Source organism: Streptomyces sp. NPDC088732 (assembly GCF_044751205.1).
In the GTDB taxonomy this organism is placed as follows: Bacteria; Actinomycetota; Actinomycetes; order Streptomycetales; family Streptomycetaceae; genus Actinacidiphila.
Genome location: NZ_JBIVLI010000009.1, coordinates 212111 through 233505 on the forward strand (window position 1 = coordinate 212111; position 21395 = coordinate 233505).

At 73.7% G+C, this 21395-nt stretch carries 2 protein-coding genes; both read left to right on the forward strand.

The window, feature by feature from the left end; translation table 11 throughout:
• Positions 1-25: 25 nt before the first annotated feature.
• On the forward strand, positions 26-18709 hold the full coding sequence (locus tag ACIP9H_RS17660; protein ID WP_401959689.1) for a hypothetical protein: 18684 nt from the start codon (positions 26-28) through the stop codon (positions 18707-18709).
• A gap of 104 nt (positions 18710-18813) precedes the next feature.
• The gene (locus ACIP9H_RS17665) at positions 18814-21342 is read left to right on the forward strand and encodes a right-handed parallel beta-helix repeat-containing protein (protein ID WP_401591667.1); all 2529 of its coding nucleotides are present in this window, start codon (positions 18814-18816) and stop codon (positions 21340-21342) included.
• Positions 21343-21395 lie beyond the last annotated feature (53 nt).

Genomic DNA, 21395 nt, shown 5'->3' on the forward strand with positions numbered 1-21395 from the left:
CCTGTCGTTTCCGGGAGGAACACCCATGGCACGCCCGACCGACTGGGACGCGATCGGGCTCTCAGGGGACCCCACTCCGGGTGACCCCGAGCAGATCAGGCAGCTGTCGACCGAGCTGAAGACCATGGGCGACAACGCCCGGGACATCAGCGCGGCCATCGACGCGGTGATGAACATCGCGGGCGACAGCGTCTTCGTCGGCCAGGCCGCCGACGCCCTGCGCGGCAAGGTCGACAACCGGCTGCGCGGCCACATCGAGGACGTCGCCCAGTCCTTCGAGAAGGCCGCGGACGCCCTCACCACCTGGGCGGACAAGCTCGTCGAACTCCAGGCCAGGGCCGATGGCGCGCTGAACGCCGGCCGCGGCCTGTCCGCCGACGACCCGCAGCGCGAGACCTACGCCACCACCGCCAGGGGCGCGGGCACCGAGCACGGCGAGGGGGCCGGCACCGCCGCCTCCAACATCAACGGCGTCGCCAACATCCAGCTCCCCATCTCCCAGTGCCAGGTGTTCTGGGAGGCCTTCCAGTGGCTGGCGATCATCCTGATCATCCCTGCGCTGATCTTCGGCGGCCCCATCGCGCTGCTCGCCCTCGGCGTCAACCTCACGCTCTTCATCAAGACCATCGTCGACTTCGCCAAGGGCGACGCCAACTTCCTCGACCTCTTCCTCGCCGGCCTCGGCATCATCGCCCCCACCACCAAGGCCCTGCCGATCTTCCAGATCATCAAGGCCGGCGGCACCGCCTTCGCCAAGGGGTTCAAGGCGATCGCGAGCACCGCCTTCCAGGCGCTGCGCAACCTGTTCACCAACGGCTTCCGGTTCACCACGATCATGCCGGGCCTGCGCGACTTCGTGCACCTGAGCACGACCTGGATCAAGGCCGGCGGCCTGTGGGTCATGCAGGGCGTGCACAACCTGCCCGGCCTCGCCGGCATGGTCATCCAGCGGGGCGGCATCACCGTCGTGCAGGGCCTGCGCGGCATCCCCGGCGTCGTCCGCGGACTGCCGGAGATCATCAGCGGCGGCCTGGCCGCCGGCTGGAAGGGCCTCGGCCGCGGCCTGACCATCGGCTGGGAGGGCCTGACCACCGGCGCCAAGGCGACCTACGACTTCGGCGTGCGCGAACTCGGCGGCGGCAAGTGGCTGCGGCTGCTGCTCCCCGTGGACGCGGGCGAGATCGGCCAGTTCGGCCTGGGCGGCGCCCTGCGCATCGGCTTCATCGACCGCGGCCTCATGGGCCAGCACATCTTCGGCGCGCCCCTCGCCAACGCCGTCGGCCACGGTGTCAGCGCGGTGCCGATCCCGCACGGCGGCCCGCACGGCCTGGACGCGCTGGTCGACATGCCCCGCGTGGAGCTGGGCAACGTCCGGCTCGGCGACTGGGCCGGCACCAACGCCGGCATGCGGCCCTTCGACCTCAACCTCGGCCCCGTCGACCTCGCGTCCGCGCTGCGCAGCCCCTCGCTGCACATGGGGAACGTCGGCGCCATCGGCGAGCGGGCCGGCCTCGGCTTCCACGCCTCGCGGCAGCTCGACGCCCTCGTCGACATCCCCAAGGCCCACCTGAACAACCTGGAGCTGAACGGCGGCTTCACCCCGCTCGGCGGCCGCACCGACGCCGGGCTCGGCGTCAGCGCCGCCTCCTCGGCCCCCTCCCTGCACTCCTCAGGCCTCTACCTGCCGGGCTCCGCCGGGGCCCCCGCCGTGCAGGGCGTCAACCTCGCCACCGGCACGCCCCTTCCGGGCGCCGCGCACTCCGCGCTCACCGCCGTGCAGGCACCGCCCCCCGGCGCCGTGAGCCACCTCGACACGCTGCTGCCGGGCACCGCGGGCGGCGCGCACAGCCCCGCGAACGTCCTGCTCGGCGGTGTGCAGGCGCCGCCCCCCGGCACCGCCGCCGCGGGCAACCTGCTCACCCCCGGCACCCCCGGCGCCGGCAACGGCATGCTGCACTCGGCGGTGACCGGCGCCCAGGCACCGCCGCCGGTCACCGCGGCAGGCCACGACCTCACCGCCGGGATCACCCCGGGCGGCGCGGCCGCCGGCGGCCACGTGCCGGTCACCGGAATCGGGCAGGCCCACCACGGGGCCAACGGCACCGGCGGCTCCGCGCTGGACCTGCTCGCGGCCGGCGGACGCAACACCCCGCAGAGCCCGGTACCGGCGGGCACCGGGGCCCAGTTCGGCGACCGCGCCGCGAGCGCGCTGACCGCCAACCAGACCCGGCTCCACCTCGACGAACTCGTGCACACCCCGGGCTCCCCGCGCGCCGGTGCCGTTCCCGACCGGCTCGTCCCCGGCTCCTCGGCCGCGAACGGCCCGACGCCCTCGCCGGTGCGCCTGCCCGGCGACACCCTTCCCCCGGTGGACGGCACCCGCGCCGCCGCCCTGGACCTCGTCGAATCCGGGCCGGGCCTGCGCCCCGCCGACACCCATGCCTTCGCCGGTGCACCCGCCAGGACCGATGACGCCGGGCACGCCTTCGCCGGCGCCCCCGCGGGCAGGGGGGAGCAGCCCGTGCTCCCGGCGGCGGCCGATCTGCACGGCACCCCCGTCCGCCCGGGACCGGCCGGCCGGGGACCGCACACCCCCGACGGCACCCCGCCCCGCGTCACCGAACCGGCGCTCGGCACCGCGGGCGCCGGGAAGGCACCCGCGTCGGTGTCGGGCGGCGGCCACGTCCACTCGCACGACGCGGAGCTGTTCCACGAGGTCAACATCAAGCTGCGCAAGATGGGCCACGAGGACACGACGCCGGGCACCGTCAGCGCCTCCCGCGAAGTGCTGGAGAACATCCGCGGTGCCGGCTTCACCAAGGTCGACGTCCGGGCCCAGGCCGACCAGCTGGCCGTGCACATCGCCGGCCCGGAACGCGGGAGGCTCCCGGGCGGCGTGCGGGAGACGGACCTCGGGCACGACGCGTCCCCGGCCCCGGCCCCGGGTACGGGCGGGCACCCCGCGCCGCCCGCCCCGCCGAGGCCTCCGCGGCCGGAGAGCGGCCTGCTCGACGGGCTGGACGACATGGTCCTGGACGACACCGGGGCACCGGTGCGTTCGCGCTTCGACTTCGACGACGACTCGTTGCCCGGGTCCCCGGTCAGCGAGCACGGGACCGAGGACCTGGACGGCTTCTCGGAGTTCGTGGACCTGGTCCGTCCGCTGCGGCAGCACGTGGAAGCGGCCATCGACCACCCCGCGGCGAACATCGAGGTGGCGCTCGTCGCGAGCCCCGGAGGCCGGACCTGGCGCGAGTTCTCCGACGACGTCGGCCACGCGATGGTCTCCGTGCTGCTGCCCGGCGAGCACCGACCGCTCACGATCGGCTTCTACCCCGAGAACGGGCACCTCTTCGGCAGCCCGGGTGCCATCGTCAACGACGCCGAGTACCTGCTCTCCGGGCACGTCCGGGTCCTGGGCACCTACCGGATCACCGCGGCGCAGCTGTTCGACGCGTACCGCTACGCGATGGCCAACTCCGGGTCCGTGTACGACCTGTTCCGCTTCAACTGCGTGCGGTTCGCGGAGGGGTTCGTCTCCGCCGCGCTCGGGAAGTCCGTGGCGGACCTGTGGGTGGCGGCCCCGTACCGGCTCGTCGACACGATGCTGCACCGCGACGGCGCCTGGCACTGGGCGGACGGCACGGGGCCCGTGGCCAAGCTGACCGCCGACGACACCATCAGGTACCAGAACGCCTTCGGCGAGGTGGAGGACTGGCGGCTCCACAACGAGGGCCGGTTCCAGGCGGCCACCGACCAGGCGAAGACCTTCGTGCTCTTCGACCACCAGCGTCCCCTGATCGACGGCAATCTCGCGACGGCCTCGCAGAAGGAGCGTCTGTTCATCCTCGACCAGTTCGAGAAGATGATCACCCACACCATCCTCACCTCGGGTGACGACGCGGGACGACAGTTGTCGCGTCAGCTGGGCGAGTCGTACGGCACGCTCCGCCCGGGGCTGGCCGACCTGCCTGGCCCCTCGGTCGCCGCCCCCGCCGCCGGCGACTCGCTCACCGGGATCGGGCGGGGCTCCGTGGGCGGCACCCCGGACACGGTGCCGAGCCCCGGCCCGTCGACCGCGGGCGACTCGGCCGGACACACGCCGGAGTCCCTGGTGCGGTACCCGTCCGACGTGCAGCACCTGTTCGGCGAGATCGACGACATGCTGCAGGACATGGGCCTGTTCCGGCACTCGGTGGACGATCTGGCGGGCGGCTCGCCGCCGTTCGCGCACGGCACCGAGACGGGCCTGCCCGGCGGCGCGGGCCATGACGTCCGCGGGGCCGGCGGGAACGACGTCGGACGGTTCATGGACGACACGCTGCCGGTGCGGCAGCACCTGGAGCACGCGATAGCCGACCCCTCCGCCGACATCCGGCTGGTCGTGGGGACCGACGGCACGACAGGCGCCCGTTCGCTGACCGTCTGGCTGCCGGGCCGGGACGCGCCGGTGCCCCTGGGCCCGGGCGCGCCGGGCGACCTCGGTGCCGTCCGCGGCACCCTCGACGGGACCCCGTCGGGCGGGCCGCACGCCCTGGAGGAGCACCGGATCACGGCGGCGCAACTGGAGAACGCCTACCTGTACGCGGCGCGGAACCTGCCGCTCGCGCACACCGACGCGGGCCGGTTCACCGACGGGTTCATGGACGCCGTGCTCGACGCGCGGCCCGCGGCGCACGAGCCCCCGACGGGCACGCCGGTCCACAACGCCCCGGACGCGCCTCCCGCGGTGGCGGGCAAGGGGAAGGCCGCGTCGCCCACCGGGACCGGCACCGTGGACATGCCCCACACCGGATCGCACCACGGCGGCCCGGCCGGGAGCTCCCTGGACGAGCTGTCGCACATCGACTCCGCGACGGCCATCACGGACGCGCGCCGCGAGCTGATCAACGCCCGGATCGTCCGCGACGACCTGCAGACGCGTTACGTGGAGGGCCTCGGCACCTCGGCGGAGGTCGACGGCGTCCGGTACCTCGAATCGTGGGAGCAGGTCCGGCAGGCCGACGCCGCGCTGACCCAGGCCGAGGCCCACTGGTCCGAGGTGACGGGGGGCGCTCCGCTCCCCGAGGTGCAGTCGTACCGCGGACGCGGGCTCGGCGGCGGCGCGCCGCAGCAGGCCGGCGACCTGGTGCCGCCGCCCGGTGGGGACCGTCCGGTGACGGCGGGCGACGACCTCGCGAATGCGGGGACCTCGGGCTCGCACCAGCCGGCGCCACTGCCCCCGGTCGACAACCGTTCGGTCGTCGGTGTCCCGGGGCAGGACGGCTTCGTCGTGCGTGCCGAGCGCGGCAAGACTCCGGAGCTGGTGGGGAACCCCGTTGTCGCCGGACATCACTTCGATGTGGCGGACGTCCAGCGCGGGGGCGCCCAGTTCACGGTGCGGGAGCTGGACGCCGGCGGCACGGTTGTCCACAGCTGGACGTACAAGCGGCTGGGGCCGGCGCTGCGCACCGCGGGGGAGACCGCGGCGCTCTCCGGCGGCCACTTCGCGGGCGCCGAGATCAAGATCGCCGGCAGCACGGTGGCGGACGTGCCGGTCGGCGGGACGTCGTGGCCGGCGAAGCTGGTCGGCGATGGTGAGATCCATGTGGCGTCGCCGCTGGGCAATCAGGTCTACGACCGGGTCACCGGCACGTTGACCAGGACCGAGACGTCCGGCCGGCCGCCGGTTGAGGTGCCCGGGAGCGTGCCGCCGGGTGAGGCCGGGAACTGGACCGCCGCCGCTGACTTGGCGCGTGCGCATCTGGGCAAGGCCGCTGTGGACAACGACCTGAAGTTGTTCATGCAGAACGTGATCGGTGGTGCCTTCACCTCGAAGAAGGGCTACGGGGGCTACCTCAACGCCGGTGTCCTGGAGGCGAACCCGGGCCTGATCGGCAAGGTCGAGGAGTTCAACAAGGTCACCAAGGGCTTGCTGCACGAGGGCGCGAACGAGCCGATGACGGTCTGGCGCGGTGTGGCGATGGACCCCCACGCGGCGCAGGCCGATGTGTTCATCGAGCGGCTGCCCGCCTCCACGTCCAACAACCGGGGCTTCCAGGCGGAGTGGGCGAAGAACGGCGTCAACAGCAACCGTGTGGTCTTCGAGATCGAAGTGCCGGCGAATCACGGCAAGCTGGCGATGGACTACCCGCCGGGCTATCAGAGGGCGTCCGACGATGTCGCGGTCGCGCTGAGCGACCAGTCGGAGGTGACGCTCTCCCCGACGCGGCTGGTGCGCACCGGTTCGCCGCGCGTCGAGCCGGACGGCATCACCGTCATCCCGGTGCGTGCGGAGCAGATCCCGAACGCCGAGCTTCCCGCGTTGCTCCGTGAGGAGTGGCAGGGCCTGCCGTCGGGGACGGCTTTCGAGGACTTCGGCCGGGCCTTCGAGCAGGGCGCGGTGCGGCGCTGGGAGGGCCTGGACGACGCGATCGTCCGGACCGAGGGCACGAATCCGAATGTCAGGGAGTTCGTGGTCAGCCGGCCCGGCTACACGGACGAGCTGACGGTGACCGTCACCCACGATGCGGACCGCAACGCGGTCAAGGTGGAGATCACCGGTGGCGACCGGGCGTTCACCAAGGAGTGGAGCGGCACGGGCTTCAGCAACCTCGCCGCCGACCTGCGCGGCACGGTGCTGCACAACAACGACCTGTTCAACCCGCTGCCCACGCCCGCGTCCTGGAAGGAGGCACCGGCCTCCGCACCCGTGCGCAGCGAGTTGTCGCGGGAGACGGACCTGTTCCACACGGTGAACCTGCGGCTGCAGAAGCTGGGCGAGGGAACGGTGACGCGGGCCGAGTTCCAGCAGGCCTACCACGTGGTGCAGGACCGGCTGGGCACCCTCGAAGGCCGATTGACCGTGCGGGCGCTCACAGAGGACGTGACCGCGCAACTGCTCGGCCACGAGTTCCCGCGGCTGCGGGGCGGCATGCACCCGACGGCGAACGCGGGCGACGACCTGGCGACGGCGGGGCCTTCGGGCTCCGGCTCCGGGTCCCACCAGGCGCCGTCGGCGGCGCCCGCCGCGCACACGCCGGTCGACCTCGCGTCGCTGAACAACGCCTTGGAGGTGCACGCCGGCGCGGCGAGCAAGCTGCGCCAGGTCGAGAACGACCTGGCACAGCTGTCGGACAACTCCCCCAAGCTGTCCGATGCCCAGGCCAAGGTGGACGACGCCGTCCTGGACGAGCAGAAGGCCACGGCGGCGCTCGACGGCGCTGTGGACGACCTCATCGGCTCCCGGAACCTCACCCAGGTCGAGCTCAACAGCCTGGTCGACCGGCTCGCCGGTTCGAGCTACGTGGACCAGGCCGTCCGGCTCCGCGCGCACGGCGACGACCTCGACCGCTTCGCCCGTACCCCGCAGGGCGCCGGCCGTCCCGACCAGGGGGTCTGGACCGGGCCGGAGATCAGGACGCAGGCCGGCGCGGTGCGGGTGCGGGTCGCCGACCTCGAGAACGCGCTGCTGCCCGGTTCGCAGGCGAGCCGCGTGGAGATCCAGGGCCTCGTCGACGAGCTCAGGGGTTCGGCCGGCCGGCTGGGCGTGATGACGGACGGATTCGTCAAGGACGCCGCCCGCTTCGGCGGCGCGTACGCGCTGCGCGCCCAGAACAAGGCGCTCGTCGTCGCCGCGAACCACTACGCGAAGCTCGTCGACGACGCCCTCGCCGCGGCCCGGCCGGGGGAGGCGGTGCAGCTGTCCGAGTCGTTCCTCGTCGGCAAGGCGGCCCGCGGGCTCTCGGGCGGGGCTGTCGACGTGGTGCGCAGGTACCGGGTGTGGGGCGCGTACAAGGACGTACCGACGGGCCATCAGTGGAGGAAGGTCCTCCCCGACGCCGAGGGGAAGTGGGCCCAGGCGATCGGGGACTTCCCGGACAACCTGACGCCCACGCAGAAGGGCGAGTTCGTCAAGAACCTCTCCGGCCGGAACATCCGGGTGCTGCGGGAGGAGTTCGACGCCCTGCTCGGCAAGATGGACGCCGGTGACGCCCAGGCCCTGCGCGACCTCCGCGCCCGGGTCGAGAACCTCCCGCACCACGTCAAGCACGCGACACCGGCCTACCACACCATGGCCAACAGCGGTTTCATGATGTCGCAGGGCGAACTGGAGCGCCGCGGCCTGAAGTTCCTCGCGTCCGGCAAGAGCTCGGTGAAGAACACGTCCAACCTGGGCAACGACGACTTCGTGTTCTTCCGGATGGAGTCCGGCAAGGCCCCGATGCAGACCCGGTACGGGCCCACCACCATGATCTTCGACGCCAAGGTGCTGGAGGAGAGGGGCGGCTGGGTCTCCCTGCACGACCAGCTCAACCCGCTGGACCGGCCGACCATGCGGAACCTGGAGTTCGGGGGGGAGAGCGTCCGCAAGGCCGATTTCGACGATGGCTTCAAGGGAACGGGCGAGCGGGCCCGGTGGACCTACACGTACCCGGACAACTCCACCCGTACGGTCTCCTTCGAGCAGGAGGTCTTCCACGGCGCGGAGGTGCGGGAAGGGCTCGCGCTGTCGGTGGTGCGCGAAGTGCAGTCCATCGGCGGTGACTTCAAGGCCCATGCGCTCCGCGTCATGGACAACCCGGACGAACTGGGCAAGGTTGTCTCCGATCTGTTCCGCCCGGAGGCGAAGTTCGGCGGCAACCTCCCCTTCACGCCCCTGGGGTCCGAGGTCTCCGGACGCTGGGCCGGCCTTGTGGACGTCCACAATCCGGCGGGCGACGGCCGGTACCTCCCGGACGGCACCGTCGACCCGTTCGCCCGGGCCGCGGGCAAGCAGCACGACGAGGCGCTCGACAAGGTCCGCCAGGCCGACAACGGCATCGCGAGCGGGCACACCAACTCCGTCAGGTTCAACCTGCGCAAGGCGGAGACGCACGCCCAGCAGTCGGTCGACCTGACGAAGCAGTTCCAGAGCACGGCCACCGGTGACCGCCTGGTGATGGCCAACGACCTCCTCGCCGAGCGCACCAAGCTGCTGCACGACATCAAGTCCCGGCTGGCGCCGGCGCCGCAGGCCGCGCCCCCCGCGCAGCCTCCGGTCGCGGCCCTCGGCACTGCCGGGGCACAGCCGCCGGCCGGTGCCGTCGCGAGTGTGGAGGACCTGCTGCAGCGTCCGGCGCCCAGGGTGGAGGGCGCGCTGAACGACGCGGCGGCGGAAGCGCTGAGGGACGCGGTGCAGGCCGGGGTGACGAACGCCAAGTTGGTGAAGGTCACCCCCCACATGGTGTCGGTGGGCAAGGTGCTGACCCACTCCGACGGGTTCCGGCCGCTGCTGAACTCCAAGGTCGACCTGGAGACCCAGGCGGCGTTCGGGCTCAGCAAGAACCAGTTCTCCAAGGCCTTCTCGGCCTTGGACAAACTCGGGCTCGTCAGGGGCGCGGACGACGGACTGCATCTGACCGACAAGGGCCGCGGATGGCTGCTGCCCCCGGGCACGGCGACCGACGTCCCCCCGCCGGTACCCTCGGGCTCGGGCGTCGCCCACGACGCGCCCACGTCCCCCGCCGTCGCCCACGAGGCGACCACGACCCCTCCCCCCGCCGGTACGCACGGCGGCGCCGACCCCTGGGCCCGCGACACCCGTGCGGTGGACGACCTGCTCGGCGGGGAGGGGCGGCCGGCCCGGCAGCACTACGCGGACCTCACCGCGGCCCGGACCGACCTCGGCAAGGCCGAGGAGGGGCTGCACGGCACCGAGGCCGGCACCTCGCAGCACGTCAGCGCGGTCGACCAGCACCACCAGGGCGAGGTGCTGGCGGCGCGCGGCCGGGAGGCGGACGCCTTCCACCAGCTGCAGGACACGGGCGTCGACCCGCTCGCCGTCGACGGACGGATGCACGAGCTCAACCACCAGGCGGCCGTCGAGCGCGGCGCGGTCAACGCGGGCTCCCGCGGGAACCTCCCGCCGGAGCGTGTTGTGCCGGTGTCGACGCACGAGACGCCGCTGTCCAACAGCGGCGTCAGCGGGCAGAACGGCCTCATCGTCCAGCGCAGCACCTGGGAGAACGGCGACCGGACCTTCCGGGTGCTGGGCAACGACCTCGCCGAGCACCCCGACTACACCGTGACCGTGCGGCGGGACGGCGGCTTCGACGTCCGCCACGCGCCCAGCGACTCGATCGCCACGTACAACGACAGCGGCCTGCGGATCGCCCACGACCTTCCCCTGGTGGACTCCGCGTACAACGCGACCGGTTCGCGTCTGCACGTCGAGCTGAACGGGCGCGGGCACGCCACGGACGCCACCGTCACCGGCCCGGGCGGGCAGCACTACCGCGTCGAGCTGTTCCGCGGCGACGTCGCGCGCGTCACGGACGAACTGGGCGCGGCGGCCCGCTGGACGACCGACGGCCGCCCCTGGGACGTTCTCGGGCAGCTCGACGGCCCCCTGGCGAAGCACACCAAGGCCGTCGAGGAGCTCCAGGGCGTCGAGCAGCAGCTCGCGCAGAAGACGGAGGCGGCCGGGAAGGACGGCAAGGCCGTCACCGGCGCCGAGGCGCTCCAGGAGAAGGTCACCGACTTCCGCGGCAAGGAGACGCTGGCGCGGCAGGCGGTGACCGACGCCGTGCAGGACCTGATGGACGCGCGGTACCTGGCCCAGGACGAGGTCAACCACCTCGTCGAGCGCTTCGCCGGGCTCGGTGACATCAAGCACGCCGAGATGCTGCAGGCCCACGGCCGGGAGCTCGACGCACTCTCGCGCGCCACGGCGGGCGAGGAACCCGGGCGGCTCTGGCAGCGGATCTGGACCGGCCGGGAGATCACCGACCAGTCCGCCGAGGTCGAGAACCGCGCCGTCCGGCTGTACGAGGCCCTGCGGGCCGATCACCAGGTGCCGCCCGGCCAGTTGCGGGTCATGGCCGGGGAGCTGCACGCGGCCGCGGACGACCTCGACACCGGACTGCGGGGCTTCGTCAAGGACGCCGCCGGCTTCGGCGGCGTCTACGGACTGCGCAACGCGCACACGCCGTGGGCGGCCGTCGGCCGCCACTTCGCGAAGCTTGTCGACGAGGCCGCCGCGGCGGCGCCGTCCGGTGCGCGCGTCACGGTGCGCAATCCCTTGCACCCCCAGCTCACCTTCGCCCCGCGCGAGGCGGTGGACCGGACCCGCGCGCTGACGGACATGGTCCGGCAGTACCGGACCGACGAGGCCTTCAAGGCGGTGCCGACCGGCACCCAGTGGAAGGCCGTCTTCCCGGGCACCGAGGGTCAGTGGACGTCGGTGTTCGGGGACTTCGGGAAGCTGACCCCGCAGGAGCAGACGGCCTTCGTCCGCACGCTGTCCGAGGCCAACGTCCGCAACCTGCGCGCCGAGGTCGACAGGCTCCTGGCCGCGATGCCGGAGCCGGTCCGCGCGCAGTTCGTCGAGCTGGGCAAGCAGCTCGACGCGGTCCCGTACCACGTCAAGCACGCCACACCCGCCTACCGCGCCATCGAGAACAGCGGGCAGATGGCGTCGCAGGGCGAGCTGGGCCGGCGCGGCCAGAAGTTCTACGCCTCCGGCAAGAGCTCGCTCAACAACACCTCGAACCTGGGCAACGACGACTTCGTGTTCTTCCGGATGGAGTCCGGGGACGCCCCGATGCAGACCCGGTACGGGCCGACCACCCTGGTCTTCGACGCCAAGGTACTGGAGGAGCGCGGCGGCTGGGTCTCCCTGCACGACCAGCTCAACCCGCTGGACCGCCCGGCCATGCAGAGCCTCGAACACGGCGGGCACGAGGTCCGCGGCGCCGCGTTCCCGGAGGGAGCCACCGGAACGGGAGCGCGTTCCCGGTGGACGTACACCTACCCGGACGGCAGCAAGCGCCTGGTCTCCTTCGAGCAGGAGGTCTTCCACGGCGCGCACGTGCGCGAGGGCATCACGCTGTCCGTGATGCGTGAAGTGGCCTCCATCGGCGGCGACTTCCAGAACCACGTCCTCGGGCTGCTGGGCAAGACCGACGAACTGGGCCGGATCGTCACCAGGATGTACCGCCCCGAGGCCAAGTTCGGCGGCAGTCTGCCCATCACCGCCGAGGGCGCCGTGGCACGCGGCGAGTGGCCCACCCCCGTGAAGGTCTGGAACGCGGACGGCGACGGCCGCTACTTCCCGGACGGCACCGTCGATCCGGTCGCCCGCGCCTCCGGCAAGCAGTTCGACCTGGCCTCCGACCGGTTGCGCCAGGCCCAGGGGGGCGTGGACAGCATCGAGCAGACCGGGAAGCGCCTCGACCTCTCCGACACCGAGCGTGCCAAACGCATCACGGGCATGGAACGCAATGTGCGCTTCAACCTGCGGAAGGCGCATCAGCACGTCACGACGTCGATCGAACTGACGAACCGCTTCCACGCGTCCGCGGAAGGCGCGCGAAAGGCTCTGGCGCAGCGCCTGCTCGACGAGCGCGGCGGGCTGCTGGGCACGATCGAGGAGAAACTGGGCCTGCGGAAGACGGAGGTCGCGCCCCCGCCGGCCGTGCAGCTCTCGGACGGCGAGATCCTCGGGCACCTGCCGGACGCCGGCCAGGAGCTGCGGCAGGTGATCCGCAGGCTGGTCGAGAACGGCGGAAGCATCGAACTCGCCAAGTTCGACGGCACGAGCATCCAGCAGGCCTTCGGCGTCGGCCGCAACAAGGTCGACAAGATGCTCAAGATGGACAAGGGCCCTGTGTACGGGTACGTGCAGGAGGGTGCCCCGGGCCGCGTCATCGCCCTGAGCGACACCGCCCGCGAGTGGTTCCTGTCCGGGCGTGCCGCGCCGGATCTCCCGGCGCCGTCCGCGTCGCTCGGCGCGGTCACCCACGAGGTTCCCGCCCCGGCTGTCGCGAGCGGCTCCGGACTGCGGCACAGCCCGGCACCGGCCGGCCCGCTCCACGACGCCCCGGCCCCGAAGCCGGTGGTCGACGCCTTCGCCGGCGGTTCGGGCGCGGAGCTGCTCCCGCCGCCGAAGCCGGTGGACGACGCGCTGTCCGCCGGCGCGGGCGCGGAGACGCTGTCCGCCCCCAAGCCGGTGGACGGCGTACTCTCCCGTCCCGGCGTGCTGGACGACCTCCTGGCCGGGCCGCGGGACGGCGGTCCCGTCCGGCACGTGGAGGAGACCCGCCCGCTGGGCACCGGCAGCGGCAGCGGCACGGACGCGGTTCCGCCGCCGAAGCCGCTGGACGCACTCCCTTCCCGCCCGGCGCTGATCGACGAGCTCGTCGTCCGCCCGGAGGGCACCTCCGGCCGCCCCGTCACGGCGGACCGCACGGTGACCGCGGGGACCGGGCGGCCAGCGCACCCCGATCTGCTCGACGCGGACACCTTCCAGAGCCGGACCGCGACCCGGACCGGCATTCGCAGCCGGTCGCAGATCAACCCCGTGGACCAGGCCGTGAACGACCTCCAGGGCGTCCCCGAGACGGACTTCGCCCGGCGGGCCGACGCCCTCGACCGCGTCGTCACGGCGGCCGACGAATTCCTGCGCGTGCGGCCCGGCTCGGACCGGGCGCCGGGGGTCCGGGACCTGCGCAACCAGGCCCGGGACGAGGCCGCCGTCTACCGTGCGCTGGACGACGTCCACCAGGGCGGATCGGGAGACCTGGCCCGCGGCGCCAGGTCCCTGCTGTCCGGGGACACCCTGCGCGCCGGCACCCGCGGGCACCTCGAAGCGGCCCTCACCAGGATCGACCGGGCCGACGACATCACTCCGCCCTGGGCCGACGACTACCGCGCCGTCGATGACCTGCTCGGCGGGGAGGGAAGCACCGCCCGGCAGCACTGGGCCGACCTCACGTCGGCCAGGACCGACCTCGGCCGTGCCGAGGACGGGTTCCGCGGCGGCGACGCCAGTACGTCGCAGGGACTCAGCGCGGTCGACGAGCACGTCATGGGCGAGGTGCTGGAGGCCCGCGGACGGCTGGCCGCCTCCTACCACCAGCTGCGCGAGGAGGGCCTCGACCCGCACGCCGTGGACGAGGAGATGCGCGGGATCAACGAGCGTGCCGCCATCCACCGCGGTGCCGTCAACGCGGCGGGCGGCGGGGACACCCTGCCCGAGCGCGTGCCGGTGTCGACGACGTCGACCCACCTGTCCGACTCCGGGCACTCCGGGCCCAACGGCTTCACCGTGCAGGAGCAGACCTGGGCGGACGGCTCCGTCACCCACCAGGTGGTGGACCGTCAGCTCGTCCCTGATCCGGACCGTACGGTCACCCTCCGGCAGGGCGGCGGCTTCGACGTCCGGCACACGCCCACCGACGTGGTCGTCACGTACAACCAGGCCGGTGCGCGCATCGCGGACGACGTCCCGCTGCGCGGCGCAGACGGCCTGCCGACCGGGGCGCGCCTGCACGTCGACCTCGCCGGCCGCGGCGGCCCGCAGGCCGTCCACGCGGTCGACGGGCAGGGGCACGCAGTGCACGCGGTGCTCCTGGACGACGCCCATGTGCGCGTGACCGACACGGGGACCGGTGTCACCACGCGTGTCACCGTCCGGGGTCAGCACGTCGACCAGGGACTCCAGTTGACCGGCCGCAACGGCGTCCCGGCGGACGCCGACCGGGTCCTGATGACCGAGGGCGCCGGACACCACGTCACCGACCTGCACGGCAACCGGCTGCCCGGCACCGTTACCGATCTCGGCCCCGGCAACGGCTTCCGGGTCACCGACGACGCCACCGGTGCCTACGCGGCCCACGGCGCCGACGGCCGGCTGGGCGAGACGGGCGTGGCGCTGGCCGACGCCGGGGGTGCGCGGGGTGCCGTGTTCGTGGCGGACCGTCCGGGCGGGCAGGTGCTGACGGACGCGGGCGGAGTGGTGCGCGGGGAGCGGCTGACGGTTCTGCCGAACGACGCCGGTTTCCGTGTGACGGACGACGTGACGGGCGCGACGACGCGCTACGGCGCCGACGGCCGCAGGGTTGAGACCGGTGTGGCCCTCGCCGACGCCGAGGGCGCGCGGGGTGCCGTGTTCGTGGCGGACCGTCCGGGCGGGCAGGTGCTGACGGACGCGGCGGGTGTGGTGCGCGGGGAGCGGCTGACGGTCCTGCCGGACAACGCGGGTTTCCGTGTGACGGACGACGTGACGGGCGCGACGACGCGCTACGGCGCCGGCGGCCGCCCGGTGGAGACCGGTGTGGCCCTCGTCGAACCGGCGACGGGCACGCGCGGCGGCCGTGTCGCGGTGCCGGACGACCGGGGCGGCCACCGGCTCACCGACAACGCCGGTGTCGCGCTGGACGACGCGGTCACCACGCTGCCCCGCAACCAGGGCCTGCGGATCGCGAACCGCACGGGATACGACACCTTCGGGCCCGACGGCGCAGTCACCGGCGACGGCCTGCGGCTCACCGGACGTGACGGCCGCCCTGCCGGCCATGTCGACCGCCCGGTGGGCGGCGCGGCCCGATGGCTGGACGACGCGTTCGCCGCCGACGCGGGCCGCGCGCTCACGCACCGCACGAACGGCGACTTCGAGATCACGCTGCCCGGTGGCGGCCGCGAGGTCTTCGACCGGACGACCGGGCGGTTCCTGGGGGACAGGACCCCGCTGCCCGGCGGCGGCCACCAGGTCACCGCGGCCGACGGCTCTTTCGGCCGCTACGACGGGACCGGCGTCCGTACCGCCGACGGCACCCCGCTGCCCGGCGAACCCGGCGGCCGTGTGCTCGTCACCCAGCCGCCCACCGCGGCGGCCCCGCAGGCCGCCCGCTGGCTGGAGGACGGCGCGGGCAACCGCCTCGCGCACTGGGACGTCACCTTGCAGCAGAACGGCGCCGTGCGCGCCGAGTTCACCCTGCGCGGCACGCCCCGGCACGGGGAGTTCGTCGAGGTCGCCGCTGACGGCACGCTCGCCCGGCAGAGCTTCAACGTCGTGGACAAGGGCCGGGCGACCGGCTTCCGGTACGAGGTGGACCACGTCGCCCACACCTGGCGGCGCACCGACGCCGCGGGCAACCCCGTCGGCAGCGGGTCCTTCCACCGCGGTGCCGTCGACCGCGCGGGGGAGGCCAACGGCCGGGTGCGCCTGCTGAGCACGACGAAGGGGGCGGTCCCGGTCTTCGAGCGGCGGCTGCTGCCCGGCGGCGACGTGCTCGACGCGTTCCGCCGTACCGACACCATCCAGTTCGGCCGCACCAACGCCCGTACCAGCTGGGCGCGGTGGGACCACGGCGGCCGGCCGACCGGCTCCGGCACCCGGCACTACGACACGGCGGGCACCGGCTGGCGGGACAAGGAAGGCCTGCAGACGGTGCGCGAGTACCGCGACGGCCTGCAGAAGTACGACGGCCGGGCCGGTCACACCCTCGCCGAACGCGGCGCCGACGGCACCTGGACCTGGCACCGCTACGACGGCGCCGCCAGGGAACTGGACCAGGGCCCGCGCACCCGCGACTTCCGGGACTCCGGCTGGACCGACCGCAACCGGGCCGGCGCCGTCGTCCAGCGGCAGTGGGGCATGGGCCGGCTGCCCGACGACGCCGGGCAGTACCAGGAATGGACGCTCACCCGGGACGGCACGCTGCCCGGCACCTGGGAGCGCCAGTCGCCGCACGGCAAGGAGACCGGCAAGCGCGAGGTGTTCGGCGACGGCCACCTCACCACCGAGCGCTGGCGCGAGCAGCGCCCGCCGTCCTGGGTCCGCAACCAGTGGATGCCGGACGCGGGCCGCGCGGACGCGGCGTTCGCGCACGTGCTCGGGGACGGCACCTACCAGATGTTCACCTGGGTCAAGGAGTCCCCGACCGCGCGCGGTTCGGGCGTGCGGTACGTCGGCTTCGACGGCGGCATCGTCGACCTCGCGGCCGACGGCTCCTTCGCCCGGTCGGTCACCAAGCTGCACGACGGCACGACCCTCAAGGCCGGCGACAACGCCCGTCCGCCCGCCGCCGCCCATGTGCGCGGCAACGGGGACGTCCCGTGGGAGGCGGGCGGCACCAGCGGCTACCGCGTGCGGGTGGCGGACTCGCCGGACGGCATCGTCTGGCGGGACGAGTTCCTCGACGGGACCGGCCGGTTGCGGGTCGCCCGCGAGGGCCTGCCCGGCGGCGTCGTGCGCGAGTACGCGGACCCGCCGGCCGTCGGCGACCCCGTGGGCCGCGGCACGTGGGTCAGCCGCGACGCGCACGGCAACCTGACCGGACAGCAGCACCCCGACCCGAACGGCGCACCGAACAGCTTCGTCCGCGGCACCGGCGGAGCGGCCGCGTCCCGCTGGACATGGCGGCAACTGGACGGTGCGGGCACCGAACTCGCCTCGGGACGGCGGGAGTTCTTCCGCGGTTCGCACGACGCCCGGATCCCGTGGGACGACTCCTACCGGGACTTCGACCGGCAGGGGAACCTGGTCCGCGAGCGCCGCATGCTCGACTCCGGCCGCTACGTCGACGCCTGGCGCGACCCGGCGCCCGGCGGCAACGGCTGGCTGACCGCCAAGTTCGAGCGGAACGGCACGCGGGTCGACCCCGGGGCGGGACAGCAGATCCGCACCTGGTGGAACGGGCGCGCCTGGCAGGACCAGTGGACCACCGGGGCCCGCCACTTCCGCGACGAGCTCGTCCCGCCGCCCGGCCAGGGCGGCGTCCAGCCCGCCGCCGTCAGGCTCCGCGAGACGCCGGTGCACTCCGGCGGCCCGCTGCGGGTGCGCGAGTTCGACACGGGCGCGGCGACCGCGCACTCGGTGTGGAAGGAGTTCGACCACGGAGCGGTGGTCCGGCAGCGCGCGGTCGAGGGCCAGGGATTCCTGGAGACCGACGCCTGGCGCGGCCAGTGGAACCGCTACGACGGGGGCGGCCGGCTCGTCGCCCAGCGCACCGACAACGGCCTGGTCTTCGAGACCGACGCACTCGGCCGGATGCGGCTGGTCGGCAACGAGTACGACTTCCGCGGCCCGCTGACCGAGATCCGCGGCTGGGGCCGCCGGGTCCGCGAGGCGCAGCGCATGCCGTGGTCCGGCACCGCGCTGCCCGAGGGGCCGGGCGCGGGCGCGGCGGTGCTGCGCGAGGCCCGCTACCAGCCGTACTGGCAGACGGTGGCGTACAAGGCGGCCCTGGAGTTCGGCCAGGAGTTCATCCTGGAGTTCGGCGCCAACCTGATCGTCAACGGCATCGTCGCCGCCGTCCAGGACAAGCCGTTCACCGGCAAGGAGGCCCTCAAGGCCTTCGCGAACGCCGCCGTCGGCGCGACGGTCAAGACCGGCCTGAGCACGGCGATCCACGAGAACCGCGGCGCGATCTTCCGCGACGCCGGCTCGTTCAAGGCGGGCTGGGCCAACATCGACAGCGGCAAGCACTGGAACCGCCGGCCCGGCAACCACGACAAGAACTGGGCCAACGAGTGGGGCGGCAACGAGACCCCGACCCGTTGGCGCGGAGGCATCTACGACTTCTCCTTCAGCGCCGGCAGCAGCGTCATCTCCGGCTGGATCAACGGCAGCATGAACGCGGCGGTCTGGGGCATCACCAACGCCAACGGCGAGACCGTGAAGCTCCACGGCGCCGACGCCTTCCTGGACGGCGGCATCAACGCCCTGGCGGCGCTCACGACGGCGTCCTCCACTGCCCTGGTGAAGAACATCTTCGTGATGGGCGGCGGCAGCCGGCTGTTCCACCGGCAGGGCTTCGCGGAGTTCTGGATCCAGCTGCCGTTCAAGATCTTCGAGAAGACCGTCCAGTCGCTGTACCTGACCAATCTCTATCGTGCGAGCATCGACCCGGCCTGGCGCCACCACACGCCGCCCCCGACGACGTCCACCGGCCAGAACAAGTAGGAGGACCGGCGGGAAGGGCAGTAGAAAGGGAGCAGCACGCCAGTACGACCAGCACGACCAGCACGCCGGCAGGACCAGCAGCAGAGCCAGTGAAGGATCCGGACATGACGCGTCACACCGTGGCCCCCAAAGGACAGGGCGGCAAGGGTGCCTTCCACCGGATCGCCGACGCGGTGCGCGCCGCCGCCGCCGGCGATCTGGTGGTGATCGCCCCCGGCACCTGGACCGAGGCCGTGGTGCTCGACCGCGCCGTCGTGCTCGCCGCGGAGCACGGCCGGGGCAGCGTCGTGCTGGCCGCGCCGTCCGGCGACCAGCCCGCGCTCACCGTCGACGGCCCCGACTGCGCCCTGCACGGCGTGACCGTGTGGGGTTCCGACGAGGGCGCCCCCGCGGTCGCGGTGCAGCCCGGTGCCGGGCTGGTCATGGAGGACTGCGCCGTCGAGGGCGGCCGGATCCAGGTCCGCGGCCCGGACGACGAGGAGGCCGGCACCACCGCGGTGATGCTGCGGCGCTGCCGCCTGGAGGGCGCCCGGCTGGCCGGCCTCTACCTCGCCGGCGGGGTCCGCGCGCAGATGGAGGACACCGCCGTGACGGGCGTGGACGGCACCGGCGTCGTGCTGTCGGGATCGGCCCGGCTCGACGCCGTACGGCTGCGCCTGGGCCGCACCACGGGCTCCGGCATCCGGCTGCGCGGCAACGCGCGGCTGCGGCTCGCCGACTCCACGCTGACCGGGACCGGCCGGGCCGGGCTGCTGCTGGAGGACGGTTCCGAGGCGACGGCGGGCGAACTGCGCATCGAGTCGCCCGGCGCGGCCGGTGTGCACCTCACGGGGTCGGCACGCGCCGAACTGACCGACTGCCGCATCCGCGGGGCCGCCTCCGTCGGCCTCGCCGTGCAGGACAAGGCCCAGCTCAAGGCCACCGGCTGCGCCGTGGCCGACGCGGGCGCCAACGGGGTGCTGCTCAGCGGCACCGCCACCGGCCACCTCGCCGACTGCCGGATCGACGGCAGCGCCTTCAGCGCCGTGCACGCGTCCGGCACCGCCACCGGCCGCCTCGCCGACTGCCTCGTCCGCGGCGGCTCCGAGCACGGCGTCCACGCCGCGGGGGAGTCGCGCGTGGAACTCGCCGACTGCGGCATCCGCGACGTCGCCATGACCGGCGTCGCCGTGGCCGAGCAGGCCACCGCCACGGTCACCGGCTGCCGGATCGACGGCGCGGCGACCGGCATCGGCGTGGGCTCGGCCACCGGCACCCGGGTGGAGCGCACCACCGTGACCGGCACCAAGGAGATCGGCGTCCAGATCGCGTCCGGCGGCACCGCCGTCCTCACCGGGATACGGATCACCGGGGCGGGCGCGGCGGGCGTCGTCGTCGACAAGGGCGCCGATGCCACGGTCGACGGCGGATCGGTGGAGGACTGCGGCGGCTCCGGTGTCGTCGTGTGGACCGGCGCCCGGCCCTCCGTCACCGACCTGCGGATCAGCGGCCCCGCCAAGAACGGCGTCTTCCTCGCCGAGGGCGCGGGCGGCACCTTCACCAGCATCGACGTGACCGGCTCCGGATTCCCCGCCCTGCACGTGGGCGCGTCCGCCGACCCCTTGTTCCGGCAGTGCCGGACCCGGGACTGCGCGGAGGCCCTCGGCACCGACGAGGGCGCCGCGCCGCGGCTGGAGGACTGCACCGCCGACGGCGTCCCGCTGACCTTCGGCTCACCTGTCTCCGCGGCCCGGCCGGGCTCCCCCGCCGCGCCGCCCGCGGCGCCCGGCGAGCCGCGCTCCGCGGCGTCCGCCGACGACCCGGAGGTGCCGGAGGAGCACCTGGAGGACCTGCTCGGCGAACTCCACGCCCTCGTCGGCCTCGACCGGGTCAAGCACGACGTCGGCTCGCTGGTCAAGCTCATGCAGACGGTCCGCCGCCGCGAGGAGGCCGGCCTGCCCGCGCCGCCGCTCAGCCGCCACCTGGTCTTCGCGGGCAACCCCGGCACCGGCAAGACCACGGTCGCGCGGCTCTACGGCCGGCTGCTCAAGGCGCTCGGCCTGCTGCGCCGCGGCCACCTCGTCGAGGTCGACCGCACGGCCCTGGTCGGCGAGTACGTCGGCCACACCGGCCCGAAGACCACCGCCGCCTTCAACCGGGCGCTCGGCGGCGTCCTGTTCATCGACGAGGCGTACTCCCTCGCCCCGCTCGGCGCGGGCAACGACTTCGGCACCGAGGCCGTGGCCACCCTGGTGAAGCTGATGGAGGACCACCGCGACGACGTGGTCGTCATCGCCGCCGGCTACCCCGGTGACATGGACCGCTTCATCAGCTCCAACCCGGGCCTGTCCTCCCGCTTCGGCCGCACCCTGCTCTTCGAGGACTACGACGCCGGCGAGCTGGTCTCGATCGTCGAGCACCAGGCGGAGGAGCACCAGTACGAGCTGACGCCCGCCGCCCGCGCCGAACTCGCCCTGCTCTTCGAGCGGATGCCGCGCGGCGAGGGCTTCGGCAACGGCCGCTCCGCCCGGCAGATGTTCCAGGAGATGACCGAGCGCCAGGCCCAGCGCGTCGCCGAACTCCCCGCGCCCACCCCGGACCAGCTCATCAGCCTGGAGACCCAGGACCTCCCGGTCCCGGTGGTCCCGTCCTGACGGGCGGTACTCCCGCGGCCGGCGTGTGTCCGTGCGTGCAGGATGCACACGAA